The organism is Achromobacter sp. MFA1 R4 (genome assembly GCF_900156745.1).
In the GTDB taxonomy this organism is placed as follows: domain Bacteria; phylum Pseudomonadota; class Gammaproteobacteria; order Burkholderiales; family Burkholderiaceae_B; genus Achromobacter.
In genome coordinates this window covers 2,725,559-2,739,915 of the sequence record NZ_LT707065.1, presented here as the reverse complement: position 1 = coordinate 2,739,915, position 14,357 = coordinate 2,725,559, and the positions used below count along the sequence as shown (strand labels likewise).

Here is a 14,357-nt window from a genome sequence, read left to right as displayed (position 1 = left end):
ACCGGACGACCGGCACCAGAAGACGGTTGTAGCACTTGCACGCGGCTTTGCGGGGCCGGATCTGTCCGCTGACGAAAAGCTGAACTTAACGCCGCCGGCCCGGTCGGATAAGGCTGACTGAACGTTTACAGGAGGCCGCATGAGCGCCCGGCAATTACTCGATCAACTGTTGCAGTCCGGACAAGGCCTGCTTTCCGACACCACGAACCGCGTGCAGAACGCCACCGGCGGCAAGGGGTCGTCCTTCCTGACCGGCCTGGGCGGCGGCGCCCTGGGCGCCGGCGCGCTCGGCCTGCTGCTGGGCAGCAAGAAGGCCCGCAAGATCGGCGGCAAGGTCGCGATGTACGGCGGCATGGCCGCGCTGGGCGCGCTGGCGTATCGCGCCTATGGCGACTGGCAACGCAGCCAGGCCGGCGCCCCCTCCGCCCCGCCCCAGACGCTGGACCGCCTGCCGGCGCCCGAAGCCGAACAGCACAGCAATGCGGTCCTCACCGCCATGATCGGCGCGGCCAAGGCCGACGGCCACATCGGCCCCGAGGAAAAAGCCCTCCTGGAAACCGAACTGGCCAAGCTGTCGTCCGACGCCCAAGACCGCCAGTGGCTCGAGGCGGAGCTGTCGCGTCCGCTGGATCCCGGCGTGATTGCGCAGTCGGCCAAGACGCCCGAGATGGCGGCCGAAATGTACCTGGCTAGCCTGCTCGTCGTGGACGAGGAAAGCTACATGGAACGCGCCTACCTCGATGAACTGGCGCGCCAGCTCAAGCTGGAACCGGGCCTGAAAGAGAAACTGGAGTCGCACGCCAAGGCGGCTGCCTGAAGCCGGCCGGACCGAGCCGCCGCGCCGCGGCCTGATCCCCCCGCCGCGGCAATGCCGCCTCAGTCCGCCCGCAGGCCGATCGCCTCCGTCAGCGCGGTGTAGCGGTCGATGTCCGCCGCGATCATCTGCTGGAATTCGTGCGGCGTGCTGCTGGCGGGCGTGAAGCCCTGCTCGCGCAGGGACGCTTGCATGTCCGGCCGCCGCACGATTCTTGCCACCGCCGCGTTGAGCTTGTCGACCACCGCGGGCGGCGTCGCCGCCGGCGTCAGGAGACCGTGCCACTGGTCCAGCGCATAGCCGGAGACGCCCTGCTCGGCCACCGTCGGCACGGTCGGCAGCAGCGGCGACCGCGCGGGCGAAGTCACCGCCAGCGCACGCAGCTTGCCCGCCGCGATGAGCGGCGCGGCGCTCGATGCCGTCACCACGCCCAGGCCCACCTGCCCGGCCGCCACATCGGTCAGCGCGGGCCCGCAGCCCTTGTACGGCACATGCTGAAGCACCGCGCCTGTCGCACGGGCCAGCATCTCGCCCGCCAGATGCTGCGGCGTGCCGTTGCCGCAAGAGGCGAAGGGCAGCGGCGCGCCAGGCGCGGCCGCCGCCAGCGCGTCATCGAGATTGCGCAGCGGCGACGCCGCCGGCACGACGAACACCGACGGCACGAAGGCCACATTGATGACCGCGGAAAAATCCTGCTTGGGCGAAAAGCCCAGATTGCGGTAGACGCCCGGATTGATCGCAAACGAACTGTTCACCATCAGCAGCGTGTAGCCGTCGGGCGGCGACTCGGCGACGATGCGCGCGCCGATGTTGCCGCTGGCGCCCGGGCGGTTCTCCACGATCACCGGCTGGCCCAGCGATTCCTGCAGGCTGGCGCCGATGCGGCGGGCCAGCAGGTCGGTGCCGCCCCCAGGCGGGAACGTGACCACGATGGTGATCGGGTGCGACGGAAACGCGGCATCAGCCGGCGCTTCGCCCGACGGAGGATTGCCGCAGGCGGTCAACGACAGCGCAAGCAGAGTAAGGGACGTGAGCAGCAGACGTTTCATGATGCCAACCGATGAAGTCGCGGCGCGGGCGCTGGCCCTTGCCGCAGATTGAGCGAAGCCGGCATGGCCGGCGGACGGACTCAGGCGTCCAGGCCGATGTCGAGCACCTTGGCGCTGTGCGTCAGCCAGCCCACGGCGATCTGGTCCACGCCGGTGGCGGCCACCGCGGCCGCGGTTTCCGGCGTAATGCGGCCCGACGCTTCGGTGATGGCCCGGCCGCGCGCCATGGCGACGGCGCGGCGCAGGTCGTCCAGGCTCATGTTGTCCAGCAGCACCACGTCCACGCCCAGCGCCAGCGCCACTTCAAGCTGCTCCAGCGTGTCCACCTCCAGCTCGATCTTGACCATGTGCCCGACGCCGGCGCGCGCGCGCTCGACGGCCGTCGCCACGCCCCCGGCCAGTGCGATGTGGTTGTCCTTGATGAGCACGGCGTCATCCAGCCCGTGGCGGTGATTGCTGCCGCCGCCCACCCGCACCGCGTACTTCTGCACGGCGCGCAGGCCCGGCATGGTCTTGCGCGTGCACGTGACCCGCGCGCCATGACCAGCGATGGCGCGCGCGATGGAAGCCGTCGCGGTCGCCACGCCGCTCAGGTGACACAGGAAGTTGAGCGCGACGCGCTCGGCGCTGAGCATGGCGCGGGCGTTGCCGTGGATGCGCGCGATCTCCATGCCCGGCGCCAGGTCGCTGCCGTCTCGGCGCGACACCGTGAATTCGATGCGCGGGTCCATCACGCGAAACGCCAGGCGGGCCAGATCCAGGCCGGCGAGCACCCCTTCCTGACGCGCGACCAGTCGCGTCTCGGCAGTGGCGTCGGCCGGCACGATGGCGTCCGTCGTCAGGTCGCCGGCGCGGCCCAGGTCTTCCAGCAGGGCCGCGCGCACCAGCGGCTCCAGCATGACGTCCGGCAGTGGCGGAACAGGCAGGCGGTCGTTCGCGGCGGGCGTGGCGGCTTTAATGCTCATTTTGAGTATTTTGAAGTTAAAAAAAGGCGCGCAAACATTGCGCAACACTTATGCTAAAGACGAGCATAAGCCTTGTCAAGCGTCAAAGCGCGCGCGACAACGGCAGTTTGCTGCCCGCGATGGCGCGTTCCAGCAGCACATCGCGCCGGAACCGGAACAGCTTGGCGGGACGCCCGGCGGTGCCGGTCGCCATGGCGCCGGTCTCCTCCACCAGATCCTGCTGCTCGATGAAGCGGCGGAAATTCTGCTTGTGCAGGCCGCGGCCCGCCAAGGCTTCCACCGCCATCTGCAACTGCAGCAGCGTGAATTCCTCGGGCATCAATTCGAACACCACCGGCCGGTACTTGATCTTGGCCCGCAGGCGGGCGATGCCGGTGGCCAGGATGCGCCGATGGTCGTGCCGCATCGGCTGCCCGGGCAGCGCGGCCTCGCCGCCGCTGCGCCGCACGGCTTCGGGCACCAGCCCCGCCTCGAACAGCAGTTCGTAGCGCTGCAGCACCATGTCCTCGTTCCACGCAGCGCCGTCCAGCCCGAAGGTGATGGCCGCGCGCTGCCGGCGCCGCGCACGCACGGCGTCATCGGCGCTGTCTTCGCACCAGGCGGACAGCCGGGGCACGATCACGTCCTCGACAAGCGCAGGCGTGCCGGTGCGCCGGTCTTCCCATGGAAAGTAGCGATACCAGTCCTGCCATCCGACTTGCGCGACACCGGTCTCGCCCGCTTCACGCGTCAGGCCCAGATAGCTGACCGACATGACCCGGACGCCGGACTCGTCCGAGCGGTCGCCATCGGCAAAGGTGTAGAGCTGCTCGACATAGCCCAGCGGATGATGGGTCTGCGTCTCCACCCACGCGCGCAGGCCCGCCTGCAGCGACCGGTGGGACTGTTCGAACGGCCCCGCCGGCAAGGCGCGCGCATCGTCTGTCGTCAACACGCGCGGTTCGCCGTGGGTCACGGCGACCAGCACGGCAACGAGTTCAGCATGGACGGAGCGTTCGACGGGTTCGGTCAAGGTAGGCGCAGGATCTGGAGAGGAAAGGCGGCGGGAAGCCGCAATGAGAAGGCCGCCGCGAAAAGCCGCCGCGCGGCGCCAGGAATTATAAGGACGGAGTGCTGCAACAGCCCCTTGCAATCGTGACAACCCAATCGGCCATGAGACCGCGCGCTGGTCCTAAGATGGAATTGGACTCAAGGCGCGTCGCCATCCCGGGACGCCCACACACGGAGGGATCGCCATGTTGAAAACCGCCCCTGACCCCAATCTTGCGCCCAAGCCTGCCGACACGGACAAGCCCAGCGCCGATCCGCGCAAGGGCACCGAGGTACTGCCGATGCCGGACCAGAGCAAAGTCGTCGCCGGCATGCCGCGGCGCGGCCGCGCCATCGCGGAACCGGGCGAACCCGGCATCATCGCCCCCGAGGACGATGTGCTGGATACGTCCTACGAAAACCGCAAGGGCTGACGCCGCCCACGACCACCGCCTCCTGACGCGTGTCCCGCACCGTCAGGACGGCGGGCCATCCTTCGCCTCCACCACCCGCTGGGTCGCGCCCCACGCAGCCTCTCACGCTTCCCCCGCAAATTTCAGACTTCGCTGATTGTTCGCCTTCCGTGCGCTCCGCAGACTCTGGCGGTCACAGGAGCCAGGCATGCAGCGAAAGGAAATCATCGAAGCGGGCAAACTTGTTCTGGATGCGGGCGCGGCGCCGCGCCGCACGGACGGTCCACGAAGCATTGTTTGCGAGCACGCCGATAGCGTCGTGCCCATTGCGCAGTACATGGTCCGGGAAATGAAGACCAACCCCTTCACCATCGAAGGCCGAAAGATCGCGGCGGCAAATTCGGCCGATCCGGACGAGTGGCTCGAGCAATGGCGCAGACAGCCTTGGTATGGCCGCATCGGTGGGCCGCCCGATTACTACGGAATAGCGGCGGGACAGAAGGCGGCGGCGTATGCCCTGTGGACCGAGCGCGTCGCGCCGGGGCGCCCGTGGGATCATAAGCGCGTTTTGAAGGAAAAATTCCCGACCGAGTTGGAGCGCGGTTGGCACAAGTACCGTGACTATGAATACTTCTACGATATTTGGTCCAACATCCATTACGGTTACGTCGGGGTTGCCCTGGGGTTCAGCGCACTAGAAATGATTAATGGCGCTGGCTTGGCGCAGTATCTGCACAATCGCTGGAACGCTCAACCACAGCATGACAACCCGGAACTGGGACCATGGCCCGCCAGCGCTGACGATATTCAGGATCATCGCTCAATCAGACTTGGCGCTGAGCTCCTCCGCAATGCTCCCCCTCACGCGTTGACTGTTGAAAAGCTGCTTCAACTGATTGATTCAGCACCGCTGCCTTGGGGCACGCATGGACGCCAGGCGAAACGGGCGCATCGCTGCGCCGCAAAGTAGGGAATCTACCGAGATGCGCTGTCTGAAACTGATATGTCGCGGTCTCTGGGTTTGTTTCCTGGTTTGGTTCCTGTTCATGTGGCTCTGCAGACCGATCGTGGCGTTGCACTATTCCCCGAAAGCCGACGAGACCATCGGTTTTTTTTTGGACACTGAGTTCAGCGTTACGAAGCGCGAGTTATCGCCGGGTCAGTCGGCATTCATTCCTACCGCCATGAACCCGCCCCCTGACATGTGGGTCACGCTCTCCTTTCCCGTAGCCAGCAGAGAGGTGCTTCACATCACCGAACCATTCAGCCGCATAGACGTGTACATCGGCCCCGCAGCCCGGATCGAACGCACGGAAATCCGGCACGGCTTCTTTGCCCGTTTCTCCGCCCCCCGCTTCCACGACCAGTGGCATAAGCAAGCAGTACTAGTCCGAAACGGGCAATCTCGTCGATCAAATCCGCCATTTCGTCGAAAACCGCTTGGGTGTTGCTAGTTGAAACAAGAAAATCGTTTTCTTTCGATGGCCCTGTCCGCGGATTGTTCTTCCTTGGACAGCGCGACGACACAAAAAGAGCGAGACAAGCAACATGACCCAGACTCCCGCGCGACGACGCGCCACGCCCGGCATGCTTTCCCAACAGGGTAGTTTGAGGCTTGCAATCCTGTCTGCGCTGGGGGCTTGTGCGCTGGGTCTGCCCGGTGGCGCTCAGGCCGGCTATCAATGCCTGGGCAATCCGACCCAGAACATTCCCGCTGGCAATTACGGCTACGCCTATTCGGTGTGCGAAGGCGACGCGGGCGAGGATAAGAGCGGCGAAAAGGACGGCGACAGCGGACCGACCGTCTCGATTACCGCGGCGGGCAACTTCGGCGTCGATTCCGCCACGCAAGTGTGGCAGTACCCCATCTTCGATGAAGAGTTCAAACAAGGTGTCGTGACGGGGGTATCGGTCGGCGGCCAGGGCATCGACGAAGGCACGGCGGGCAACAGTGGCCAGATCATCGTCTGGAATAGCGCCAACATCACGCTCAGCGGCACAGGCAAGGGTTCTTTCAACAGCCTGATCACCGCAATGTCCCAGGGGGGCTTGGGCGACCAGTACAACGACAACAACGATTCAAACGGCGGTCACGGCGGTTTGGGAGAGGCGGTGTCGGTGACGAACTCCGGCGTGCTCACCGTGTACGGCACGGTACCCATCGCGGATGCGCGGGGCCTGTACGGCATCAACGCCGTGGCCGTGGGCGGCATGGGCGGCGATCAGAACGACCCCACCTTGAACTACGGCGACCAGGTCGGTGGAGACGGCGGCAATGCCAGCACCGTCACCATCACCGACAGTGGCACCGTCAATCTGGGCAGCAGCGACTCGCGTCTCAAGACCTACGGCAACGGCGCGGCGCTTTCCGCACGTTCCATCGGCGCGACCGGAGGCGACTACAACGGCAACGCCGGCACCGGCGGAACCGTGCAGGTGACCCATCACGGCACGACCAGCAGTTATTGGCAGGTGGACCAGGGCAGCAAGATCTTCGGCATCAACGCGGAAAGCGTTGGCGGCGCCGGCGTCAGCGCGAACCCCAATGACCCCGACAACAGTGACAATGGCGGCAACGGCGGCGGCGATGGCGACACGTGGACCCAGAAGGTTACCGTGGACGCCTACGGCAGCGTGCTGGTGGACGTAGCCGGCTCCAACGCCAGCGTGGCGGTCGAAGGCGCGGGCATTGCCGCGCGGGCCGTGGGCGGCAAGGGCGGCAAGGGCCCCACCAAAGACCACTCGGGCGGCAACGGCGGCAAAGGCGGCGCCGTGACGGTAAACCTGTACTCCGGCGCCAGCGTGACCACCCGCGGCGACAGCCTGCCCGCGATTGCCGCGCAAAGCCTGGGCGGCCAGGGCGGAGACGGCGGCAATGGATCGGCCCTGGCCGGACAAGGCGGCGGCGGCGGATTCGGCGGTGACGCCGGCACGGTTAGCTTGACCACGCAAGGCAGCAGCGTCATCTCGACGTCAGGCATGTATTCCTCGGGCATCATCGCCCAGTCCATCGGCGGCGGCGGTGGCACGGGCAGCGACTTCGTGTCCGTGCTGGGGGGCCAGGGCGGGAACGGCGGCAACGGTGGCGACGCGGCCTCCGTCACGGCCACCACCGCGGGCGCCATCACAACGACAGGCGATCACGCTTACGGCGTGCTGGGGCAATCCATTGCCGGCAGCGGCGGCGCGGGCGGCGCGGACACGTCGAGCCTGGTGGCGCTGGGCGGCGACGGGGCCGGCGGCGGCACGGCCGGCACGGTGACCATGACCAATGACGGCTCGATCACCACGTCGGGCTACAACTCGCACGGCATGGTGGCGCAATCCATCGGCGGCGGCGGCGGGGCGTCGGGTAGCGCGACGGGTCTGCTCAGCGTAGGGGGCGACTCGGCGGGCGCCACCGGATCCGCGGGCGGCAGCGTCGTCGTCACCAATACCGGCGTCATCACCACGGCAAGCAATGCGGCCATCGGCATCGTGGCGCAGTCCATCGGCGGTGGCGGCGGCAGTGGCGGCGACAGCATCGGCGTGCTTGGCGTCGGCGGCAGCGGCGCGGGCGGCGGCACCGGCGGCAGCGTCAACGTGCGCGATCTGGGCACGATCCGAACTTCGGGCAATTTCGGCCTGGGCGTGCTGGCACAGTCGATTGGCGGCGGCGGCGGCAATGGCGGAGACACGTTCACCGCGTCCGTGGGCGTTTCCGTGGCGATCGGCGGCATCGGCAGCGGTGGCGGAGACGGCGGTTCGGTGTGCCTGACCAACAACGGCGCTTGCGACGGCTGGAGCTCATCCAATGCCGCCAGCATCATGAGCCAGGGCGACTACGCGTCCGGTCTGGTGGCGCAAAGCATCGGGGGCGGCGGCGGCAATGGCGGCAGCGTCAAGAATGTCAGCTTCGCCTCTGTCGCCGCCCTGCAACTGGGCGGCAGCGGCAGCAAAGGAAGCGACGCCGGCACGGTCGACGTCAACTACCACGACCTGCAAGTCAGCACGGCCGGCGCGCATGCCATCGGCGTACTGGCGCAGTCCATTGGCGGCGGCGGCGGCAACGGCGGGGACTCCAGCTATGCCGATGCCACCCTGGGGGTCAATGCCGCGCTGGTGATGGGCGGCAGCGGCGGCGGCGGAGGCGGCGGCAATTCGACGACCATCACGTTGAGCAATTCCTACATCGGCACCGGCATGGCCTACGACAGCGCCAGCATCGACGCCGCCACCTATGCCCCGAATGATTCGTTCGGCGTGCTGGCGCAGACCATCGGCGGTGGCGGCGGCAACGGCGGCAGTGTGAGCGCCAAGGATCTGGTGCTGGCCGTGCCCACGGGAGAAGGATCGTCGGTAGCCCTGAATCTCGAGGCCACCGTCGGCGGCAGCGGCGGCACCGGCAGCAACGCATGCAGGTCCGACAACAGCGGCTGCGTGACGCAGGTCGTGCTGAACGAGAAGTCGTCGGTGGCCACCCTCGGCGACGGCTCGCATGCCGTGGTGGCGCAGTCCATTGGCGGCGGCGGCGGCAATGGCGGCGATTCGTCCTCGCTGGCGGCCACGCTGGGCGACGGCGACTCCATCTCGGCCACGGTCGGCATGGCCCTGGGCGGGACCGGCGCGGGCGGCGGATCCGGCGGCGCGGTCAGCGTCAGCCTGGGAGACGCCAACAGCGCCGCGGCGACCATGCCCTCCTCGCTTACGCTGCCGCCTCCTTCCAACCCGTCGCTGCAATCGACCCTCATCACGTATGGTCACTACGCCAATGGCGTGGTGGCGCAATCCATCGGGGGCGGCGGCGGCAATGGCGGCGTAGGCAGCAGCAACGCCTTCTCGAATGGCGGCATGACCAATGTGGACCTGACCATGTCGCTGGGCGGCTCGGGCGGTGGCGGCGGCCAGGGCGGCGCAGTGGATGTGACGGTCAACCCGAACTTTGTGATCCGCACCCTGGGATCCGGATCGCGCGGCGTCGTCGCACAGTCCATCGGCGGCGGCGGCGGGGTATCGCAGGGTGGCACCATCGGCCTGTCGGCCGGCCGATCGGGCGGCGAGGATGCCGGGGACGACCCGGCCGACGCAGATGCAAAAGTGCAGATCAACCTGGGCGCCACGGGCGGGTCGGGTGCGGTGGGCAGCAAAGTGACGGCGGTCATGAACGGCGCGATTCGCACAGAAGGCGGCGATGCCGACGGCATGTTGCTGCAGTCCGTTGGCGGCGGCGGCGGATTGGGCGGGTCGGTGGGCGCGGACGCCTCGTCCAATCCCATTCTGGAACGCCTGGGCGAGTCCGACGACGGCGAATCGTCCGGCAGTGACGAAGGCCACAGCTATGCATTCACGGTTGGCGTGGGCGCATCGGGCGGAACGGGCGGCAATGGCGGCGAAGTCGACCTGAGTTTCGGCGGCAAGATCCAGACCAGCGGCGACTGGGCCGACGGCATCGTGGCCCAGTCGATCGGCGGCGGCGGCGGCACCGGCGGCTCATCGAGCGCCTCGGGCAGCGATGTCCAGGCCAACATCACGCTGGGCGTCGGAGGCCGCGGCGGCGCGGCAGGCGACGGGGGAACGGTGAACTACTACCTGCCCAACTCGCATGGCAACAGCATCGCGACGGCAGGCTACCAGGCCTACGGCATGTTGCTGCAATCCATCGGTGGCGGCGGCGGCCAGGGGGGCGATGGCTCCGATCAGGCCAAGGGCGACATCACGATAGGCGGTGCGTTCGGCGGCTCAGGCGGGGCCAGCGGCAATGGCGGCAATATCCAGCCCTCGCAACTGGATGGCTGGCTGAACGTATCGACGACGGGCGACGAAGCGCCCGCACTGGCCATGCAATCGATTGGCGGCGGCGGCGGCACCGGCGGCGCAGGCAACAGCGATTCGGAAGACCTGGAAGACGGCAGCCATGCCGTGTCCCTGTCGGTCGGGGGCACCGCGGGGGCGTCCGGCCATGGCGGAACCGTCAACGCGACCCTGGGCATCAGCGCCAATACCGCTGGCGACCGCGCCTATGGCGTGCTGGCGCAGTCGATCGGCGGCGGCGGTGGCGTGGGCGGCGCTGGCGACGCCGACAACCTGACCAGCGTCCTGCTGGGCGGGCGCGGCGGCGCGGCCGGTGACGGAGAAGCGGTCACCGTCAACATCAACGACAGCGAAAGCCACATCGGCACGACCGGCGCGGGGTCCCACGCGATCGTGGCGCAGTCCATCGGCGGCGGCGGCGGCATTGCTGGGGATACCTCACGAGGCATTCAGCTGGGGACTTCCGGTTGGTCCGCCTCGGGCGGCAACGAGACCAGCAGCAATGGCAGCGGCGGCGTGGTCAACGTCACCACCAACGGCACGATCTCCACCAGCGGGGCCAATGCCTTCGGCGTGGTGGCGCAATCCATCGGCGGTGGCGGCGGGCTGGGGGGCGATGCCAGCGGCGGCTTTGCCGGCAGCACCAGCGCCAGCGACGGCACGGGCGTCGGCAGCACGGTCACGGTGACGCAGAATGGCACGATAGCCGCTACCGGCAGCGGCTCGACCGGCATATTCGCGCAGAGCGCCGGGCCGCAAGGCGCGGGCCAGGTATCGGTCACTGTCAATGGCACGGTGACGGGGGGTTCGGGATCCAATGCCTATGGCGTATGGATCGTCGGCGACAACCAGAACAGCCTGACCATCAATGAATTCGGCGTCATCTCGACGGCCGGCGGGGCCACCGGCAATGCGGCCATCCGCTACGATGGCGCCACCCTGAACCAATACGGCGACAACGCGCGCGTTGCCAGCATCGCCACGGGCGGCCGCCTGACCGTCCGCAACGCCGGCACGGTATTCGGCAACATCGAATGCGACAACGGCGCCGGCGGCGTTGCGTGCGACGTCGATAACGCCGCCAGCGGCACACTGAGCCATGCCACGCAGTATCAGGCCAACATCAACAACGCCGGCGCAGTGGTCATCGGCACGCCGGGCGCGTTCGACACGCTCACCGTCAGCGGCCACTTCGATCTGCAGTCCAGCGGCTTTCTGCTGGCCGACGTGGACTTCGATAAGCTGCAAGCGCCCCGCATGATCGTGCAAGGCGACACACGCCTGGATGGCCAGATCAACGCACGCCCCATCACCCTGCTGCCCAACCATGAAGTCACGGTCGCCACGCTGGCGGGCGACATCCAGGGCACGCCGCGCGCTTTCGACAGCCCCGTGATCGACTACGAGGCCACGCTTGCCGACCGGAACGTCCGCATCCGCGCAGCCAACGCAAACTTCGCCTCGCCGTCGATGAACCTGTCGTCCAACCCGCGCTCGGTGGCCAACCATATGCAACGCGCATGGGACCTGGGCGGCAACAGCGCCATGGCAACCTTGTTCGCAGCACTGGACATGGCATCGCGCCAGAGCGCGTCAGCCTATTCCGGCCAGTTGTCGGATTTGTCGCCCGGCGTCGCCGTCGCCCCCGCGGCCCAGATGCAGGTGGGCATGGCGCGCTTTGCCGGCGGCATGATGTCGTGCCCGGCATTCCAGGGCGTCGATGCGCTGACCGGCGAACAGGACTGCCTGTGGGGCCAGATCTCTGGCATCAACACCAACCAGGACAGCGGCAACGGCGTGTCGGGCTTCTCGTTCGACGGGGTCACCTACCAGTTCGGCGGCCAGCGACAGGTCAGCCCGGGCTGGTTCGTGGGCGGTTCGGCAGCGTATGAAAACACCCGCATGCGGGGCGATGACGGCCGTGTCAGCGGCAACGGCGACAGCGGCTACCTGGGCGTGGTCGTCAAGCGCGAAGCCGGCCCCTGGACCTTCTCCGCGGCGCTCGGAGGCGGCTACGGCCAATACGACATCGATCGCAGCATCCGCATTCCGGGCCTGGAAAGCCGGGCCAACGCGGACGTGGACGTATACGGCGCCGGACTGCGGCTGCGCGTGGCGCGCACCTTCGCGTCGTCGCAGTACTACCTGAAGCCCTTCGTCGACGTCGATGCGCTTTATTCCCGTTCACCCGGGTATTCCGAATCGGACAACGCCCTGCACCTGGATGTGGAAAGCAGCGACCAGTTCGTCATGGGCCTGTCGCCCACGCTGGAATTCGGCGGCAAGGTTCCGCTGGAGAACGGCGCCATCATGCGGCCGTATGTGTACGGCGGCGTCACCCTGCTGTCCAAGGACGAATACACCGTAAAGGCCGCGCTGCAGGGCGCGCCCGCCGGGAGCGGTTCGTTCGAGACCTCGCTGCCCATGGACAACGTCATCGGCCGTCTGGGCGCTGGCCTGCAAGTATCGAATGCAGGCGGCATCGATTTCCGCTTGCAGTACGACGGCGAGTTCGCGTCCCGGACACAAAGTCATCGGGCTTCGGTGAAGGTCATGATGCCGTTTTGAGGATGGACTAAGACCCTGAACAAGGCATCGTCTGTCTGAGTTGGGGCGCCGCTGGCAATTCGTGCATCGCCGCGCCCCACGCAGACTCTTAATCTTCCCGCGCGAATTTCAGACTTCGCTGATTGTTCGCCGTTCCCGCGCTGCGCAGACTCTGGCTGTCACAGGAGCCAGGCATGCAGGGAAGGGAAATCATCGGGGCGGGCAACCGTATTCTGGATGCGGGCGCCAGGCAGAGAATGATAGTGAGCTACCTGAAGTGGGCAAGCCGAGCAATCTGGGTTTGCTTTCTTGTGTGGATCCTGTTCATGTGGCTCTGCAGCCCCATCGTGGCGTTGCACTATTCCGCGGAAGCCACAGAGCCCATCGGCTACTTTTTGGATACCGAGTCAAGCATTACGAAGCGCGTCCTGACGCCGGGCGACTCGACATTCATCACGACTGCCATGAATCCGCCTTCCGACATGTGGGTCACGCTCTCGTTTCCAGTGGCCAGCCGAGATGTACTGGAAGTCACGAAACCATTCAGCCGGATAGACGTGTATATCGGCCCAGGAGCCCGGATCGAGCGCACTGAAATCCGACACGATTTTTTTGCGCGTTTTACCGAGCCGGACTGACGTGGCGCAAGCCTTGTCGATGTTCGGTGACGCAAAGCATACGCCCACCGCGCACCAACAAAAAAGCCGCTGAATTGTCTACGAATTGTCACGGTATGCCGATCCGAATTGATCCAAGACCTGCGACAGCCCTCGCACTTTCGCAGGCATCCTGGGACCCTAAAGGCGGCATTCTGAGCTGCACGATTGAATATCCCGTCGTGGCGGATCAAGCGGATAAGCCGGCGTACCCGCTTCGAGACTTCCTTGACCGCCAGTGGCCGGAGCCCGAACCCATTTGGATCGTTGATGCGGGGCCGCTGACGCTGGATCTCGATGATCGCAAACGTCTCGTTGAAGTCTACTTGCTGGCCAGTCCTGCCACCTGGACTTTGCAGCCAATAGAGCCGGCACAAGGCGACGTCGCGGAGCCATATCTTGAAGCCCAGTTTGACGAAGGTGGTCACGCCAAGTGCCAGCCCATACAAGAGGAACAATACGACCCGCAACAAGGCATCGTCTGTCTGAGTTGGGGTCCCGCAGACCATTGGCACATCATCTCGCCCACACTGGCGCTTGGACTCGCATCAGACGGCACGCTCATGAAGATTCAAATAAGCGAGTTTCGGCTTCCCATTCCGAAGCCCCGGCCGAAAAGCGCGTGGGAACGTCTGAAGCACAGGTTGATGCAGCTCAAAGCGGGTACATGCCTGCAATGGAAGTCAGGCCAAATGAAAATGCGGTACCTGAGTTGGATATGCCGGGCGATCTGGGTGTGTTTCCTTTCATGGATCCTCTTCATGTGGCTTTGCAGCCCCATCGTAGCGCTGCACTACTCGTCGCAAGCCACGGAGTCCCTTGTCTTCTACCTCTATAGTGATGGGACCATCACGAAGAGCGAACTGGCGCCGGGTAAATCCGATTACACCTCGACCGCCATGAACCCGCCTTCCGACATGCAGGTGATTCTTTCATTTCCCGTTTTGCGGCGAGAAGTGCTGCATGTCACCGAACCATTCAGCCGCATAGACGTGTATATCGGCCCAGGAGCCCGGATCGAGCGCACTGAAATCCGACACGACTTTTTTGCCCGTTTTACCGACCCGGACTGACGTGGCGCAAGCCGTACCGAC

At 66.3% G+C, this 14,357-nt stretch carries 9 protein-coding genes; 6 read left to right on the top strand and 3 right to left on the bottom strand.

The features are described 5' to 3' along the window. The first annotated feature begins 139 nt into the window (after positions 1-139). A complete protein-coding gene (locus BXA00_RS12500) occupies positions 140-817 on the top strand; it encodes a tellurite resistance TerB family protein (protein WP_076518786.1) in 678 nt (225 codons plus the stop codon). A 59-nt stretch (positions 818-876) separates the two neighbouring features. On the opposite strand, the gene BXA00_RS12495 is transcribed toward BXA00_RS12500, so the two are convergent. From BXA00_RS12495 to BXA00_RS12485, 3 genes are all read right to left on the bottom strand, one after another. After that, positions 877-1,863, bottom strand: a complete 987-nt coding sequence (locus tag BXA00_RS12495) for a tripartite tricarboxylate transporter substrate binding protein (protein ID WP_076518785.1) — start codon at positions 1,861-1,863, stop codon at positions 877-879. 80 nt (positions 1,864-1,943) lie between these two features. Beyond that, positions 1,944-2,828 (bottom strand): carboxylating nicotinate-nucleotide diphosphorylase, encoded by an 885-nt coding sequence (gene nadC, locus BXA00_RS12490; RefSeq protein WP_076518784.1) that lies wholly within the window; start codon positions 2,826-2,828, stop codon positions 1,944-1,946. 82 nt (positions 2,829-2,910) lie between these two features. Continuing rightward, positions 2,911-3,840, bottom strand: coding sequence for a hypothetical protein (locus tag BXA00_RS12485; protein WP_076518783.1), 930 nt, complete (start codon positions 3,838-3,840; stop codon positions 2,911-2,913). A 223-nt stretch (positions 3,841-4,063) separates the two neighbouring features. On the opposite strand from BXA00_RS12485, the gene BXA00_RS12480 reads away from it, so the two are divergent. The 5 genes from BXA00_RS12480 (at position 4,064) to BXA00_RS12460 (ending at position 14,336) form a co-directional block, all read left to right on the top strand. Next, positions 4,064-4,291 (top strand): hypothetical protein, encoded by a 228-nt coding sequence (locus tag BXA00_RS12480; RefSeq protein WP_076518782.1) that lies wholly within the window; start codon positions 4,064-4,066, stop codon positions 4,289-4,291. Positions 4,292-4,478: 187 nt separating this feature from the next. Further along, the gene (locus tag BXA00_RS12475) at positions 4,479-5,240 is read left to right on the top strand and encodes a polymorphic toxin type 44 domain-containing protein (RefSeq protein ID WP_076518781.1); all 762 of its coding nucleotides are present in this window, start codon (positions 4,479-4,481) and stop codon (positions 5,238-5,240) included. 578 nt (positions 5,241-5,818) lie between these two features. Then, entirely contained in the window at positions 5,819-12,628 is a 6,810-nt protein-coding gene (locus tag BXA00_RS12470) for an autotransporter outer membrane beta-barrel domain-containing protein (RefSeq protein WP_076518780.1), read from the top strand. Between the two features lie 173 nt (positions 12,629-12,801). After that, positions 12,802-13,245 carry a hypothetical protein gene (locus BXA00_RS12465; protein ID WP_083714248.1) on the top strand — a complete coding sequence of 148 codons (444 nt, stop codon included), beginning with the start codon at positions 12,802-12,804 and terminating at the stop codon, positions 13,243-13,245. 95 nt (positions 13,246-13,340) lie between these two features. Then, the gene (locus BXA00_RS12460; RefSeq protein ID WP_156902791.1) at positions 13,341-14,336 is read left to right on the top strand and encodes a hypothetical protein; all 996 of its coding nucleotides are present in this window, start codon (positions 13,341-13,343) and stop codon (positions 14,334-14,336) included. Positions 14,337-14,357: the final 21 nt, after the last annotated feature.

Bases quoted from the DNA above. Each gene is read 5' to 3' on its own strand.
- BXA00_RS12460 (WP_156902791.1), top strand. From the start codon at position 13,341: ATGCCGATCCGAATTGATCCAAGACCTGCGACAGCCCTCGCACTTTCG.
- BXA00_RS12470 (WP_076518780.1), top strand. From the start codon at position 5,819: ATGACCCAGACTCCCGCGCGACGACGCGCCACGCCCGGCATGCTTTCC.
- BXA00_RS12475 (WP_076518781.1), top strand. From the start codon at position 4,479: ATGCAGCGAAAGGAAATCATCGAAGCGGGCAAACTTGTTCTGGATGCG.
- BXA00_RS12500 (WP_076518786.1), top strand. From the start codon at position 140: ATGAGCGCCCGGCAATTACTCGATCAACTGTTGCAGTCCGGACAAGGC.
- nadC (WP_076518784.1), bottom strand. From the start codon at position 2,828: ATGAGCATTAAAGCCGCCACGCCCGCCGCGAACGACCGCCTGCCTGTT.
- BXA00_RS12465 (WP_083714248.1), top strand. From the start codon at position 12,802: ATGCAGGGAAGGGAAATCATCGGGGCGGGCAACCGTATTCTGGATGCG.
- BXA00_RS12480 (WP_076518782.1), top strand. From the start codon at position 4,064: ATGTTGAAAACCGCCCCTGACCCCAATCTTGCGCCCAAGCCTGCCGAC.
- BXA00_RS12495 (WP_076518785.1), bottom strand. From the start codon at position 1,863: ATGAAACGTCTGCTGCTCACGTCCCTTACTCTGCTTGCGCTGTCGTTG.